Raw genomic sequence first — 15,353 nt, 5'->3', positions numbered from 1 at the left:
TTTCCTACAGAAAAAAGCCAGCCGACAGACTCTTATTTTTCTGTCAGCTGGCCTGTTTAAAAACCATTATAACCTGTTTATTCTTTTCCGTCAAAGCAATAGGTACACATTTTGCATTTCGGCAGTCCGATCGACTCTACCAGATCGTCCAGACGGTGATATCTGAGGCTGGTGAAATTCTGACGGCGGCAGATTTCCTGGCACATGGACTCGTAGCGGTCGCTGGTCGGATCTGCATACTCTTCCAGTACTTTCTCTGCGTTTTCTCCCTCTTTTTCCAGAATAATCCGTCTGGTGATCAGATCCAGCTCGGATTTGGAGCGGGAGAAATTCAGGAATTTGCAGCCATACAACAGCGGCGGGCACGCCGGGCGGACATGAACTTCTTTTGCACCGCTCTGATATAAAAATTCCGTTGTCTCACGGAGCTGCGTACCGCGCACGATGGAGTCGTCGATCAGCAGCAGTTTTTTCTGATTGATCAGTGCCTGCACCGGGATCAGCTTCATTCGGGCAATCAGATTTCTCTGTTCCTGATTTGTCGGCATAAAGGAGCGTGGCCAGGTCGGGGTATATTTGATGAATGGTCTTGCAAACGGAACTTTGGACTCATTCGCATAGCCGATTGCATGGGCAATTCCGGAATCCGGCACGCCTGCAATGAGATCCGGGTGGACATTGCTTCCCGCATCACGTTTGGCAAGCATGGCACCGCAGTGATACCGCATCTCCTCTACATTGATCCCCTCATAGGACGCAGTCGGGTAACCATAGTAAACCCACAGGAAGGAACAGATCTTCATCTCCTCCTGCGGCGGCACGAGCATCTCGACGCTCTCCGGCGTAATAAAGTCAATCTCACCCGGTCCGAGTTCATGGTAATCCGTGTAACCCAGGTTCAGATATGCAAAATTTTCAAAGGATGCGCAGTACGCTCCCTCTTTCTTTCCAATAACAAGCGGGGTGCGGCCTTTTTTATCGCGCGCAGCGTAGATGCCGTCTTTTGTCAGCAGCAACAGCGTCATGGAACCGTCAACAACATCCTGCAGATGGCGGATGCCCTCCGGAATCGTCTTTTCACTGCAGATCAGAGATGCCGCAAGTTCGGTCGCATTGATCTGACCGGTGCTCATCTCCTGGAAATGGGTGCGGCCGTTGCCGTAAACCTCTTTTAAAAGCTGATCCATGTTGTTGATTTTTCCAACCGTGGTAATCGCAAAGCTTCCAAGGTGTGACTGGATCAAAAGCGGCTGCGGTTCATAGTCGGAAATGCAGCCAATGCCGAGGTTTCCCTCCATTTCTTCCACATCACGCTCAAATTTTGTACGGAACGGTGAATTTTCAATGTTGTGGATAGCACGTGAAAAGCCATTTGCTCCGTATGTCGCCATACCGCCTCTTCTTGTTCCGAGATGTGAGTGATAGTCTACTCCATAAAACAGTTCCAGTGTACAGTCTTTTCTTGATGCAACTCCAAAAAAGCCTCCCATTTCTTGTCTACCTCTCTTTGTGTATTTTTTCTCCCTTGTGTTCTCTTAAATATGAATGCCCCGGCAAACCGGGATGCCCGGTTACTGTTCACCGATGCGGGAACCGCAACCAGTCTTCTTTTAGTGTACCACGATCTTCTCCGTACTGTAAAGTACAACTAATAAATTTGATATAAAAAACAATCTACATTAATAAATAAATTTACAGCTTTTTCCACAAAGATTTTACTGTAAAATCAAAAAAAGAAAGTATTGATTCTTTTTATCGGTTATGATACTTTAAAACTGCTTATGAATCTTGGTTTTGCGTTAAACGCAAGAAAACGATTCATTCTTATTTTATCTTTTCTTAAGAGGAGGTTTTTACCATGGTTTCACTTTTGTTACCAGTCATTTATCTGGCATTCATCAGTCTCGGACTGCCGGATTCTCTGCTCGGCTCAGCGTGGCCGGTCATGTATCAGGAGCTTGGAACTTCTGTTTCTTCTGCCGGCATCATTTCTATGATTATTGCCGCCGGAACAATCGTATCCAGTTTGAACAGCGACCGTCTGAATACCCGCTTCGGCACCGGAAAAATCACGGCAGTAAGCGTTCTCACAACAGCAGTGGCGCTGTTTGGATTCTCCGTCAGCCACTCTTTTCTCGCCCTCTGCCTCTGGGGTATCCCCTATGGCCTCGGCGCCGGAAGCGTGGACGCAGCCCTGAACAACTACGTTGCCCTGCACTATAAAGCCCGCCATATGAGCTGGCTGCACTGTATGTGGGGCGTCGGATGCAGCACGGGGCCGGTCGTCATGGGATATGCCATCAATCATTCCACCTGGAACAACGGCTACCGTACCATCGCATTGTTTCAGATTGTGCTGACTCTGATTTTATTTTTCAGTCTTCCGCTCTGGCAGAAGCCATCTGCTGATGCTTCTGCAGATGAGACCTCCGTTCCGGAACAGAGAAGTTTTTCCCGCCTGATCCGCGTTCCCGGTGTCAAAGAGGTTCTGACCTGCTTCTTCTGCTACTGCGCGGTAGAATCTACTGCCGGCATGTGGGCTGCAAGCTACTGTACTTTGTTCCGCGGCATCAATGCAAAGCGTGCGGCAAGCTGGGCAAGCCTGTTCTACGTTGGCATCACGATCGGACGGTTCTTCTGCGGTTTCATCACAATGAAATTAAATGACCAGAAAATGATCCGGCTCGGACAGGCTGTGATCGCAGTCGGCACGATTCTGATGCTGCTGCCGCTTGGCGATTCCCTTCTGTTTATCGGCCTGATCCTGATCGGACTTGGCTGTGCGCCGATTTATCCTTCCATCATTCACGAGACACCGGCAAACTTCGGTGCCGACTTAAGCCAGGGAATCATCGGCATCCAGATGGCCTTTGCTTACATCGGAACCTGCCTGATGCCGCCGGTTTTCGGCGTTCTCGGCCAGCATATTTCCTTCGGACTGTATCCGGTATTCCTGATGGCCATTTTGATTCTGATGGTTGTAATGGCAGAGCGGATGCACCGCGTAACGGCGGAAAAGAGAAATTCTTATAAAGCCAACTATTAATCCAATTATTCTGCAGCAGAATGGTCCCCTTGGATCAAACTCTGATATACTGCGTACAAAAAAGTACATCTGATCAGGTTACTCCCTGATCAGATGTACTTTTTGTAAATTTCGGAAATTTTTTCAAGCACGCTCCGCTTCAAACTCTTTCACCACATCCTCCAGCAGGTTTCTGATCTGCAGGTGCTGCAGACATACTTTCTCACATTTCCCGCATTTCACGCAGTCTGATGCCTTTCTGCCCGGTGCAGTACATACAAGATTGTGATAAGAAATACTGATACATCACGCCAATTTTCCTGTTTCATTCCTCAATCATGCCAAAGACATCTTCAATCTCGCCCATATACAGATAATGGAGATCGCCATCTTTATATAAAGTATCGCGCGTAAATTCCGGCAGATCTTCTTTCTCCATTCTGACCGCATAGATTTTTTTGCAGACAAAGGTCAGCTCTGCCTCTTCAAATCCAACCGCATTTCCCAGCATCTTCGGTGTCAGACTGGTCAGACTGATCTTATCCGGCACATCATTTCCCGATTTTGATCCCAGGATTCCAAGATCCTTCCGATATTTCTCTGGAAAAAAGCAGACCGTAAACTCGTCTTCCTTCTGCAGAATCTGATGCGTCCGGCGGCTTTCCCGGATAAATACGGTAATGATCTGCTTTCCTTTCTTTGGCGGTCCCCAGATCGTCCCCATCGTACCCCATCCGATCGTCATCGTATTATACTCCCTTGGCGTACCCGCAGTACACAAACCCCAGCGGTCATCAAAAATAGAAAACACATCATACTTTGCGGTTTTAAAATTCTCCATCGTAATGTTCATACTACATTCCCCTTTCGCTGATTTGCTTTGTTATCCTTAGCATACCGTACGGTAGTAACTACCGGGCAAGAACTTTTTTTCGAAGCCTTGAATTTTTATAAAAACAGGGAATTTTTTTATTTTAGAAATAAGAATTGTATGTTATACTAATGAACGTTGCCACTCCCAGACAGGCAGAGAAGGGAGGGTTGACAGTGCAAGAACTATTCATTTCATTTTTTCTTTCCGTTATGGCAAGTATAGTAGCCTACTATATCTGCAAATGGCTGGACGGTAAGAAATAACTGGCAGCCAGCCTAAGGTTTAAGCCGCCTTGCCCAAAAGGCACAGAAAGCCCCACGAGTTGCAGCTCGTGGGGCTTTTGTTGACTTTGCAAGCCATTCATTTCATTGCCTATCGGCATTATAGCATATGAAAATTTAAAATGCAATATTCTTAAGTTTTAAAAATAAGATTTCTTTTTCATCTATTTTTCCACAACGCAAAAACCGGAATGCTTACACATTCCGGTTTCCAGCAGAGCGCGAGACGGGATTCGAACCCGCGACCCCAACCTTGGCAAGGTTGTACTCCACCCCTGAGCCACTCGCGCATTTATTAATTTTTATCTTGCTAAGTGCTCGCTGCACCTTACAAATGATACTATACAGGAACTCCCCTCATTTGTCAATACCTATTTTCAATTTTTTTCAAAAAAAATCAAAAGTATCTACGATTCCCTCAATTTTCGCTCTCCATCAGACACCCGCACAGCTGTCTTCCCCCCACAAATTCACACCGAACCACCCTCCTGACGAATCCAGACTCCTTTCCATCCGTCCTCCCAACCTCACATACTCACGCCGATCCGCCTCCTAGCGGATCCAGACCTCTATCCACCCCACATGCTCACGCCGATCCGCCTCCTGGCGGATCCAGACGCTTTACCCCCGTCCCCACCGTCAGACCTCGTGCGGCTTCGTACCTGCGGTGCAGCGGGCACGAAGCCGCACGAAGTCGTCCGCGGTCGTCCGTATTCACCTCTACGCCTTCAGAATCGCGCTCAGCACATACTGATTATTTGAGAAGTTTTTCTGCGAAATATCCCCGAGTCTGATCAGGTCAACATCCAGCCACAGCTCCTCTGCTGCCACCATCATATTTGCAAACATAATCCCGAAATTCACCTCATCCCACTTCCGAAGCTTCTCCACACTGTGCTTCTTCGAGAAAATATGAATTCTGTTATCATACACCACAAATCTCCACGGCTGGCTGTTCATACTGGATGGCGACAGTCTCGCCGCTTCCAGCATCTGCGTCATCCACTGCCGCGGCACCTCTTTGAACACACAAAGATCCTCCAGCGGCAGTCTCTTTGCTTCACTTTGCCGTCTCGTATGCGAACCATGACTCTTACCAAAAGCGACGATCCCCACCAGCCGCTTTCCGTTCTTCTCAAGCTCCGCCTTTTTCACACGATTACTTCCGATAAAGCAGGTTCCCAGTCCGATACTGCACAGATACAGCACCATCTGTTCCATAATATAACCCACGTTCATCAGATATCGTTCTGACTCCTCCGAATAAAAAGCCATATAATACGGCGCCTTCACACTGAACATACTGAGCATTCTCTCCTGCCCTTTTCTGTTGTCCAGAATCGCCATATCCACACCGATGCCCGAAAACAGTGCCGGCATCTCCTTATAATGCTCCCAAATCTTATCCAAAGTCTGCGGCGGAAGCGTATCAAAACAATAATTCCTTACTGATTTTCTAACAAAAATAGCCTCATATAAATTCATACTCTCACCCTTACTTCATCTGCTATCCGTCTGTTTTTGTTACAGTTCACTGCTGAATGAACAGTAATATTTCTTTCATAGCCGGCCGCGGCCCGCTCCCCATTTTTACAGGAGCAAAGCCGCATTCCGAAAAATTTACGTTTAATCTTCCGCATTCGACAGAAATACGGAAATTCTCCCTCTTAATCGCAAATATTTTTCAATTTCCAGCTCATCCATTTTTACTCTGTAATAATATTGTAACATATCCAAAAACTTTTTCAAGGGAAAAACGCGCCAAATTTTGTATATTTTTCACACATATTTCCCATCAAATTTATGCAACTTTAAAACCTGTGCTTACGCTTCCGCGGTCAGCTTCTCCAGCTCCTCCACATAAGAAGCAAACACATCCAGCGCCTCTTCCACCGGCTCCGGCTTCGTCATATCGACGCCGCAGATCTTCAAAAGGTCGATCGGATCCATCGAGCAGCCGCCGCTTAAGAACTGTTTGTACTTCTCCACAATACCCGGCTCCCCTGCCAGGATCTTGCTGCTGATCGCAATCGCCGCCGAAAATCCCGTTGCATACTGATATACATAGAACGGTGTATAAAAATGCGGAATTCTCGCCCATTCCAGCGCGATCTGCGGATCCGAAATCATATCCGGTCCGAAATACTCCTTGTTGATCGACAGATACAGCTCCGAAATACCGTCCGCCGTCAGCGTGCCTTCCTCTGCCATCTTCTCATGAATCCGCTTCTCAAACTCCGCAAACATCGTCTGGCGGAACACCGTTCCCTTAAACTGATCCAGGAAATAATTCAGCAGGAAAATCTTCTCCTCTTTTTCTTTCGCATGCTTCAGCAGATAGCGGATCAGCAGTGCCTCGTTGCAGGTTGATGCCACCTCAGCGACAAAGAGGCGGTACTCCGCATACGTAAACGGCTGTGTATGGTTCGAATACCAGGAATGCAGCGAATGGCCCATCTCATGCGCCAGTGTGAAGACCGAATCGATATTTCCGTTAAAGCTCATCAGCACATACGGATGGGAATCGTAAGAACCCCAGGAGTAAGCACCGCTCTTTTTTCCTTCGTTCTCATAAACATCCACCCAGCGCTCCGAAAAGCCCTTGTCCAGCAGTGCCACATAATCATCCCCGAGCACGGCAAGCGCTTTCTTCACGATCTCGATCGCCTGCTCATACGTATATTTCTGCTCGTACTCTTTCGTCAGAGAAACGTAAACATCATACATATGAAGTTCATCCACACCGAGCAGCTTTTTACGCAGTGCCACGTAGCGGTACATCGCCGGCATTTTTGCATGGATCGCCTCGAGCAGCTTGTCGTAAACCGAAACCGGGATATTTCCGCCATCCAGCGATGCAGCCAGTGCAGATGGATATTTTCTTACATCTGCAAAGAATGCGGCCTGTTTCAGATTGGCACCGAACGTTGCGGCGAGCATGTTTTTGTGTTTTTCATACTCCGCATAATACTTCTCAAACGCTTCTTTTCTGACCCGGCGGTCCTTCGACTGTAAAAATCCGACGAAGGTGCCGTGGCTCAGTGGAACCTGATTTTCCTCTTCATCCGTGACCGGCTGGAATTTGAGGTCTGCGTTCGAAAATGCCGAGAAAATCTGATCCGGGCTGGATGCCATCTCTCCGGCTTTTGCAAGAACCGCCTCCATCTCCGGCGAGAGAATGTGCTCTTTCTTGCGGAAATTTTCTTTTAATATGCGATCGTACAGACGGAGCGGCTCATATGCTTTTTCAAATTCTGTAACCGTCTCCTCGTCAAGCTCCAGGATCTCCGGCTCTACGAAAGAAGAGGCATCCGCAAGAACAGCCATCATGCTGTCCATCTTTCCGGCATAGCCCTGATACTTCTGATTTCCCATATCCTGGTGATATTTCTGGCTTGCATAGACATACAGGCTGGAAAAGACGCGGCTGATGTCATCCAGACCGGAAAGAACGTCATACAGCGCTTCTGCACTCTCTTTCATTGTTCCCTGTTTTGCGCGGAACGCTTCTATTTTCTTCGCAAGCTCCTGCTCTGTTTTCTCAAATTCTTCATCACTACCAAACAAACTCGAAAGATCCCAGCAGTACGCCGGATCCATCTCTTCTCTTTTTTTCAGTTTAATTTCTGCCATATTTCTCCCTTCATCCATCTTTTTAGACGGAACTATTTCTGCGGTTTTTCTTCTAATACTAATGTGCCGCACTTACGCTTAGTTTACCACAATTTAACCTCTAAATCTAAAATTTTTTCTTAATTTTCTTGACAAATCCATAAAGCGATTGTATGATTGTACTATCAAATTAATACAGTAGTACAAAAGGAGTGAATGCCATATGCCATGGAATCTTGATTCCTCGCGGCCGATCTATCTGCAGATCATCGAGCGGGTACAGATGGACATCATCACCGGGCGCTATCAGCCGGGCGATAAGCTTCCGTCCGTCCGCGATCTCGCGCAGGAGGCCGCCGTCAACCCGAACACAATGCAGAAAGCGCTTTCCGAACTGGAACGCAGCGGACTGATCTATTCCCAGCGGACCAGCGGACGCTTTATTACCGAAGATAAGGAGTTGATTCATCAGATGAAAAAAGAACTTGCCGCCGCAGAAGTATCTGCTTTTGTTGCCCACATGAAACAGCTCGGCATAACCCCGGAGGAAATCCGGCAGCTACTTGCCGAAACGATTGAGGAGGAAGAAAATCATGAGTGAACTTATAACGTGTAAAGACCTGACGAAGCGCTTCGGAAACCACACCGCGCTCGATCATCTCAACCTTTCCCTGGATTCCGGGAAAATTATCGGACTGCTGGGGCCCAACGGAAGCGGAAAGACGACGCTCTTAAAGCTGCTGAACGGACTGCTGACCCCGAGTGAGGGTGAAGTCCTCATCGCCGGAAATCATCCCGGTATTGAGACAAAACGGATCGTCTCCTATCTGCCGGATAAAATGTATCTCGGCAGCTGGATGCGCGTCTCGGATCTTTTAACGTATTACAGCGATTTCTTTGAGGACTTTGACATGTCCCGCGCCAATGCCATGCTGGAATCCTTAAAAATCAGCCCGAAGGACCGTTTGAAAACGATGTCGAAGGGAACGAAAGAGAAAGTCCAGCTCATCCTCACGATGAGCCGCCGCGCAAAGCTCTACTGCCTCGACGAGCCGATTGCAGGCGTCGATCCGGCAGCACGCGATTACATTTTATCTACGATTTTAAACAACTACGAACCAGACGCATCCATCCTCATCTCAACACATCTGATTTCCGACGTCGAAAATATTCTCGATGAGGTCATCTTTATCCAGGAGGGCCAGTTAAAACTGCACGCCTCGGTTGAGGATATCCGGATGCAGGAGGGTGAATCGATTGATTCTTATTTCAGGGAGGTATTCAAATGTTAAAAAAATGTCTGAAACATGAGTGGAAAGCATGCTGGAAAAACATGGCGCTGCTGAACGGTGCCGCCATTTTCATGGGCGCTCTCGGAGGCTTCGGATTCCTCTTTTCCCAGATTTCTGAGCTGCCAGATCTGCTGATCGTCCTCTATCTGTTTGCGTACGTTTTGATTGTGATCGCCGCATCCGTCATGACACAGGTGCTGATGATCCAGCGCTACTATAAAAATCTTTTTACCGACGAAGGGTATCTGACCAACGTCCTTCCGGTATCGGCAACGGATCATATTCTCTCCAAAATGCTGGTTTTCGGCGCATGGAGCATCTTAAACGCACTTTCCGTTCTCGCTTCCTTCGCTTTTTTGCTTCTGCCGTCCGCAATCCGGTATTTTACCGCAAACACCCTGCTTTTTTACAACAAGACCATGACCTTTTCCGATTTTCTGTCCTATCTCTGGGCACAGATTACCGGTGTTGCCGATGCTGCTTTTTCCCTGATCGGCATCACGAACCACATCGGTATGGCACTGTTTTCCATCGTTGGCTTCTTCGCTTCGCTGTTCTTTGGCATTCTTCTGTTCTATGCCGCCATCAGCATCGGAAGCCTGGTATCCAGCCACAAAATTCTGACGGCTGTCCTCTCTTACATCGGCATGACTACCGTGATCCAGATCTTCGGCGGAATCAGCATCGTCCGTGTTTTCCAGGACTCCACACCGACTGCTGTGGTTACCACATCCTCGGTTTCCACACTTATCATCACCGTGGTGCTCTGCGTTGTTCTGTTCCTGATCTGCCGCTATATCTTAAGCAGACGGCTGAATCTTTCATAAAAATTACATTAAAAAGCGCCGCCGCGGACGAACCGAATCGTCTGCGGCGGCGTTTTGTATGCATGTTCTGCACTTATGCCAGATGCCAGATATCCTCGTTGTACTGTGCAATGGTACGGTCGGAGGAGAAGAAGCCTGCTTTTGCGATGTTGATCAGGCACTTCTTGTTCCATGCATCTTTGTTCTCGTAGTCTTTGTATACTCTTTCTTTTGTCTTGATGTACTCTTTCAGGTCGAGCAGCGTCATGAACCAGTCTTTGTTCAAGATCTCTTTGTAGAGTCTCTCCAGGCAAACCTTGTCGCCGATAGCAAGAAGCTCATCGCTGACGATGAAATCAACCAGCTTTGCAATCTCCGGATCTTCGTCATAGATGTCTTTTGAGCAGTAAGCAGCATCTGCGTACAGGTCGATGACATCCTGCGGTTTCTTTCCGAAGATGTAGATGTTCTCTTTTCCGACAAGATCGCCAATCTCAACGTTTGCACCGTCTTCTGTTCCAAGCGTCAGGGCACCGTTCAGCATGAATTTCATGTTTCCGGTTCCGGAAGCCTCTTTGGATGCCAGGGAGATCTGCTCGGAGATATCTGCTGCCGGGATCACCTTTGCAGCTTTTGATACGTTGTAGTTCTCAAGCATAATCACTTTGAAGTACGGGCTTACCTCAGGATCGTTATCAATCAGCTCCTGCAGGCACAGGATCAGATGGATGATATCTTTTGCGATGATATAAGCCGGTGCAGCCTTTGCACCGAATACCATGGTGATCGGGGTTTTCGGCTTGTTGCCGCTCTTGATATCCATGTATTTGTAAATAGCGTACAGGGCGTTCATCTGCTGGCGTTTGTACTCATGAAGACGTTTTACCTGTACATCGATGATGGAATTTTCATCCAGCGCGATATTCTGTGTCTCATACAGGAACTGTTTGAGATCCAGTTTGCGGTTGTGTTTGATCTCCTCAAGTTTTGCAAGAACCTTCTTGTTGTCTTTGTATTTGAGCAGTTTTTCCAGCTCGTCGGCATCTTTTTTGAATCCCGGTCCGATCAGGCTCTCGATATACTGTGCCAGTTCACGGTTGCAGTGCAGCAGCCAGCGGCGGAAAGTGATTCCGTTTGTCTTGTTGTTGAATTTCTCCGGATAAATATCGTAGAACGGTTTCAGCTCGGAGTTTTTCAGGATCTCGGTGTGCAGTGCTGCAACGCCGTTAACAGAAAATCCGTAGTGGATATCCATGTGTGCCATGTGGACGCGCTGATCCTTGTCGATGATCGCTACTTTCTCATCTTTGTATTTCTTCTTTGCCTGTGCGTCCAGCTCGTGGATAATCGGCATCAGGTGCGGAACAACCTCCTCGAGGTAATCGATCGGCCATTTTTCCAGTGCCTCTGCCAGGATGGTGTGGTTGGTGTAAGCACAGGTCTTGCTTACAACATCGATGGCTTCCTGCATGGTAAAGCCTCTCTCCTGCAGCAGACGGATCAGCTCCGGAATGACCATGGACGGATGGGTATCGTTGATCTGGATCACAACGTGATCATACAGCTTATGCAGATCGTAGCCCTTCTGCTCGCACTCCATCAGGATGAACTGTGCACCGTTGCTGACCATGAAATACTGCTGGTAGATACGAAGCAGCTGTCCGGCACGGTCGCTGTCATCCGGGTAGAGGAACAGTGTCAGGTTTTTCTGGATCTGATGCTTGTCAAAGTTGATGCTGTCTGATGGAACGATGCTCTCATCTACCGTGTCTACATCGAACAGATGCAGACGGTTACAGCCATTGTTGTAACCCGGTACGTCGATATCATACAGGGTAGAATGCATCGTGAAGTTTTTATACGGAACTGCAAAGGATACCGGCTGTCTGACGAGCCAGCTCTCATTTGTGATCCATGGATTTTTCACTTCTTTCTGTTTGTGATCGACCAGAAGCTGGCGGAACAGACCGAAGTGATAATTAAGGCCGATACCGTCTCCCGGCAATCCAAGTGTTGCGATGGAATCAAGGAAGCATGCTGCCAGACGGCCAAGGCCTCCGTTTCCAAGGGACGGCTCCATCTCCATCTCCTCGATCTCCGTCAGTTCTCTTCCGTGAGTAGCGAGTGCTTTTTCTACTTCCTCGTACATACCAAGGTTGATCAGGTTGTTGGACAGCAGTTTTCCGATCAGAAACTCTGCTGAAATATAATACAGCTTCTTATTTCCGGTGTTTCTTTTACGACCTGCCATCTCCTGTTTGGTGATAACCATCAGGGCTTCAAAGATTTCGCTCTTTGTGCAGTTGTCCAGATCTCTTCCAAAACGCTCTTTTAAGATTGCCTGAATTCTTTCTTCCATTCTTTTTTCTCCTCGTGTTGCTGTGGAAGATTCCCACAGTGTAATTTGGTTGCGCTGCCGTTCCAGATTTTCTGCGATCGGCAGCTTTCACAGTTCCATTCAAAGCTTTTCCCTGAATGGGACGGTTCACTTCTGAATCACTTTTTTGCGGCAGCGAAACTGCAAGGGTTTTACTGCTGCGCGATCCGCGACTTTGTGGATTCCCTTACGACGAGTTCCCCATCGTATACTTTGCTGCAGGGTTCTTCTTTTCCTGAAATTAAGGAAAACAGCATCTTTGCCGTCTCTGCAGCAAGCTGCTCCACCGGCTGGCGGATCGTTGTGATACTGGGTATATAATACTCTCCCGCATCAATTCCGTCAAATCCTGCAACGGAAATATCATCCGGCACGGTAAGCCCGGCCTCTTTTAAGGCACGGCACGCACCGATTGCCAGCGTATCCGCGGTGGCATATAGCGCGGAAAACTCCGTCTTTTTTTCCAGAATTTCTTTTGTTATCTTGTACCCTGTGGCGAAAGAATACGTGTCGTCCTTCGTCATATGAAATACCAGATCAGGGTCATAAGGTATCCCATGATCCAGTAAAGCCTGGCGGTACGCATTCAGACGGAGGCGTCCGATACTGATGTCGTCCTCGCAGGCGGTAATGATGGCAATGCGCCGGTGCCCGAGACCACAGAGATAATCTACCATCTTATAGCTTTCCCTGTAGTCATCGACCGATACGCTCGCGCACGGTTTTCCTCCGTCTGAAACCGCCCCGATTGTACTGATCACGTACGGAACCGGGATCTGCGCCATTTTCTCATGCGGATGCGTAAAGTTTCCGCCGAGGAAAATGATGCCGCGCAGCCGTTTTTCTTTGACGATCTCGATCGCGGAGTCTACCTCATTTGCCTTTTCCTCTACTCGCTCAATAATGCAGGCGTATTTCTTTTTTCGCACAACCTCTTCAATCACACTGATCATGTTGTTGAAGAACATGTTGTCCATGCCTTTTACCAGAATGGCAATCGCTTTGGCATTCGACCGCTTCAGGTTTCTGGCACTGTTGTTCGGTACGTAATTCGATTCGGCAATCACCTTTAAGATCATCGCTTTTGTTTCCGGATTGATGTCCGGATGATTGTTCATCGCTCTCGATACGGTACTCACGCCTACCTTACATTTGCGGGCAATGTCCCTGATTGTTACCTGTTCCATATTCTGCAGGCCTCTCCTTTAAACTCTGTACCTGTTCTGCCGGAATCTCTTCCGGCTTGTTTTCCCGGCCTGTTTTGCTTTCTCTCCGGCGCGTATTTTTATTTTGCAATACGTGCTGTAATCTGTGTCAGCCGGTGAATTCTCTTTGCCATTTCCTGTGTAAACTGTCCCGGAAGCAGGCGCCATTTCCAGTTATTTCCAAGTGTAGACGGATAGTTAATTCTCGCCTCCGTTCCAAGACCTAAAAATTCCTGCATCGGAGTGACAGCCAGATTTGCCACGCTCTCCATTGACATGCGAATGAAATCCCACGGGAGTTCCTCGTCGGTACTCTTTGCATTTCCCATATACTCTTTGGAGAATTCGCGGTCTTCCTCACTCATGACATAATACCATCCAAGAATGGTATCATTGTCGTGCGTTCCGGTGTAGACAACACAGTTTCTCTCGTAATTGTGCGGCAGATAATCACTCTCCTCACGGGAGTCAAAAGCAAACTGCAGCACCTTCATACCCGGATAGCCGGATTCTTTCACCATTTCGATCACGCTCTCGGTAAGATATCCCAGGTCTTCTGCGATGACATCCACATCGCCGAGCTTTTCTTTGACGGTGTTGAACAGATCCATGCCCGGTCCTTTTTCCCAGTGGCCGCGCTCTGCCGTCTGATCACCGAACGGGATGGAATAATATTCATCAAATCCGCGGAAATGGTCGATGCGGACAGTATCGTACAGTTTAAACACGTGAGCCAGACGCAACAGCCACCATGCATAACCTGTGCTCTTATGATAGTCCCATTTGTATAACGGGTTGCCCCAGAGCTGTCCGGTTGCGGAGAACGCATCCGGCGGGCATCCGGCAACTGCTTTTGGCTGGTTGTCCTCATCAAACTGGAACAGAACCGGATTTGCCCAGGTGTCAGCGCTGTCAAATGCCACATAAATCGGAATATCACCGATGATACGGATACCCTTTTCATTTGCGTATGCCTTCAGTGCTTTCCACTGTTTCAGGAACATAAACTGCTGGAATTTGTAAAATGCAACCTCCTCGGCAAGTTCTTCCCGTTTCTGATTCAGTGCTGCTTCTTCTCTGTCCTTTAATTCTGCCGGCCACTCACTCCAGCTGATTCCGCCGAGTGCATCCTTAATCGCCATATACAGCGCATAATCCTCCAGCCAGTAACCATTTTCCGATACAAATGCATCATATACGTCATCTGCCACAAATCTTTCAAATGCTTTTCTGAGTACTTTGAAACGGGACAGATAAATCTTTTCGTAATCAATATACTCTGCATTGTCGCCGAAATCGCACGCATCACACTCTTCTTCTGTCAGAAGTCCCTCTTTTACCAGGGTTTCCAGATCAATAAAATATGGATTTCCTGCAAAAGTAGAGAACGACTGGTACGGCGAATCTCCATATCCCGTCGGTCCAAGTGGAAGAATCTGCCAGTAGCTCTGGCCGGCCTCCTCCAGGCGATCCACAAATTCATATGCTTCTTTCGAAAAACATCCGATACCATATCGGGACGGCAGCGAAGCTACCGGAAGTAAAATACCACTTGCTCTCATTTTTAAACCCTTTCTCCTTGTCGTTTTTTCTATCCATCCGACCCCACAAATACATAATTCCTGTTCACGGATACGCAGCAAATTGTAACTTATACAGCCCTTCTAGCCAGCTCATTTTGTTTCGTAAAAACAGGGCTGCCTGTATCTCGTCTGTATTTCCGGAAACGGTGTCGGTAACGTTTCCGGAACTCGTTATATTTACAATACCATACTCTGCATCAAAAAACAACCCCCAAGCCCCTTATCATATTTACCAAATATTGAATACTATGTTTATTCAAAACAACGAATTTGCATTTTTGTAACGATGCAAAACCAT

At 47.7% G+C, this 15,353-nt stretch carries 11 protein-coding genes and 1 tRNA gene; 4 read left to right on the top strand and 8 right to left on the bottom strand.

Annotated elements, in window-relative coordinates:
• Positions 1-77: 77 nt before the first annotated feature.
• Positions 78-1,490: an amidophosphoribosyltransferase gene (locus DW743_RS04990; RefSeq protein WP_117760697.1), complete on the bottom strand. Its 1,413-nt coding sequence runs from the start codon at positions 1,488-1,490 to the stop codon at positions 78-80.
• A 368-nt stretch (positions 1,491-1,858) separates the two neighbouring features.
• Between DW743_RS04990 and DW743_RS04985 the strand changes: the two genes are divergently transcribed.
• Positions 1,859-3,046, top strand: a complete 1,188-nt coding sequence (locus tag DW743_RS04985; RefSeq protein ID WP_117760695.1) for an MFS transporter — start codon at positions 1,859-1,861, stop codon at positions 3,044-3,046.
• 304 nt (positions 3,047-3,350) lie between these two features.
• Here DW743_RS04985 and DW743_RS04980 read toward each other — a convergent pair whose 3' ends face one another.
• The 4 genes from DW743_RS04980 to pepF form a co-directional block, all read right to left on the bottom strand.
• Positions 3,351-3,878 carry a flavin reductase gene (locus DW743_RS04980; RefSeq protein ID WP_117509337.1) on the bottom strand — a complete coding sequence of 176 codons (528 nt, stop codon included), beginning with the start codon at positions 3,876-3,878 and terminating at the stop codon, positions 3,351-3,353.
• Between the two features lie 520 nt (positions 3,879-4,398).
• Positions 4,399-4,470, bottom strand: a tRNA-Gly gene (locus tag DW743_RS04970).
• Between the two features lie 430 nt (positions 4,471-4,900).
• Positions 4,901-5,665, bottom strand: coding sequence for a nitroreductase family protein (locus DW743_RS04965; protein ID WP_022462268.1), 765 nt, complete (start codon positions 5,663-5,665; stop codon positions 4,901-4,903).
• Positions 5,666-6,004: 339 nt separating this feature from the next.
• A complete protein-coding gene (gene pepF / locus DW743_RS04960) occupies positions 6,005-7,813 on the bottom strand; it encodes an oligoendopeptidase F (RefSeq protein WP_243004541.1) in 1,809 nt (602 codons plus the stop codon).
• Positions 7,814-8,015: 202 nt separating this feature from the next.
• Between pepF and DW743_RS04955 the strand changes: the two genes are divergently transcribed.
• From DW743_RS04955 to DW743_RS04945, 3 genes are read left to right on the top strand one after another with little or no spacing between them, the layout of a single operon-like run.
• Entirely contained in the window at positions 8,016-8,393 is a 378-nt protein-coding gene (locus tag DW743_RS04955; protein ID WP_022462266.1) for a GntR family transcriptional regulator, read from the top strand.
• Entirely contained in the window at positions 8,386-9,084 is a 699-nt protein-coding gene (locus tag DW743_RS04950) for an ATP-binding cassette domain-containing protein (RefSeq protein WP_117760691.1), read from the top strand. Before DW743_RS04955 ends, DW743_RS04950 begins: the two co-directional genes overlap by 8 nt.
• The gene (locus DW743_RS04945; protein WP_117760689.1) at positions 9,078-9,911 is read left to right on the top strand and encodes a hypothetical protein; all 834 of its coding nucleotides are present in this window, start codon (positions 9,078-9,080) and stop codon (positions 9,909-9,911) included. The genes DW743_RS04950 and DW743_RS04945 overlap by 7 nt, the downstream gene beginning before the upstream one ends.
• Before the next feature lie 73 nt (positions 9,912-9,984).
• On the opposite strand, the gene DW743_RS04940 is transcribed toward DW743_RS04945, so the two are convergent.
• From DW743_RS04940 to malQ, 3 genes are all read right to left on the bottom strand, one after another.
• Positions 9,985-12,249, bottom strand: coding sequence for a glycogen/starch/alpha-glucan phosphorylase (locus tag DW743_RS04940; protein WP_117760687.1), 2,265 nt, complete (start codon positions 12,247-12,249; stop codon positions 9,985-9,987).
• Between the two features lie 170 nt (positions 12,250-12,419).
• Entirely contained in the window at positions 12,420-13,454 is a 1,035-nt protein-coding gene (locus DW743_RS04935) for a LacI family DNA-binding transcriptional regulator (RefSeq protein WP_117760685.1), read from the bottom strand.
• A gap of 98 nt (positions 13,455-13,552) precedes the next feature.
• Complete coding sequence (malQ, locus tag DW743_RS04930; protein ID WP_117760683.1) at positions 13,553-15,034, bottom strand: 4-alpha-glucanotransferase; 1,482 nt, start codon at positions 15,032-15,034, stop codon at positions 13,553-13,555.
• Between the last annotated feature and the right edge of the window lie 319 nt (positions 15,035-15,353).

It is taken from the genome of Blautia sp. AM28-27 (assembly GCF_003480905.1).
Taxonomy (GTDB): domain Bacteria; phylum Bacillota; class Clostridia; order Lachnospirales; family Lachnospiraceae; genus Fusicatenibacter; species Fusicatenibacter saccharivorans.
Note: the sequence above shows the minus strand (reverse complement) of the source record. Positions and strands in the feature narration are given on the sequence as shown.

Bases quoted from the DNA above. Each gene is read 5' to 3' on its own strand.
- pepF (WP_243004541.1), bottom strand. From the start codon at position 7,813: ATGGCAGAAATTAAACTGAAAAAAAGAGAAGAGATGGATCCGGCGTAC.
- DW743_RS04990 (WP_117760697.1), bottom strand. From the start codon at position 1,490: ATGGGAGGCTTTTTTGGAGTTGCATCAAGAAAAGACTGTACACTGGAA.
- DW743_RS04935 (WP_117760685.1), bottom strand. From the start codon at position 13,454: ATGGAACAGGTAACAATCAGGGACATTGCCCGCAAATGTAAGGTAGGC.
- DW743_RS04940 (WP_117760687.1), bottom strand. From the start codon at position 12,249: ATGGAAGAAAGAATTCAGGCAATCTTAAAAGAGCGTTTTGGAAGAGAT.
- malQ (WP_117760683.1), bottom strand. From the start codon at position 15,034: ATGAGAGCAAGTGGTATTTTACTTCCGGTAGCTTCGCTGCCGTCCCGA.
- DW743_RS04965 (WP_022462268.1), bottom strand. From the start codon at position 5,665: ATGAATTTATATGAGGCTATTTTTGTTAGAAAATCAGTAAGGAATTAT.
- DW743_RS04955 (WP_022462266.1), top strand. From the start codon at position 8,016: ATGCCATGGAATCTTGATTCCTCGCGGCCGATCTATCTGCAGATCATC.
- DW743_RS04945 (WP_117760689.1), top strand. From the start codon at position 9,078: ATGTTAAAAAAATGTCTGAAACATGAGTGGAAAGCATGCTGGAAAAAC.
- DW743_RS04985 (WP_117760695.1), top strand. From the start codon at position 1,859: ATGGTTTCACTTTTGTTACCAGTCATTTATCTGGCATTCATCAGTCTC.
- DW743_RS04980 (WP_117509337.1), bottom strand. From the start codon at position 3,878: ATGAACATTACGATGGAGAATTTTAAAACCGCAAAGTATGATGTGTTT.
- DW743_RS04950 (WP_117760691.1), top strand. From the start codon at position 8,386: ATGAGTGAACTTATAACGTGTAAAGACCTGACGAAGCGCTTCGGAAAC.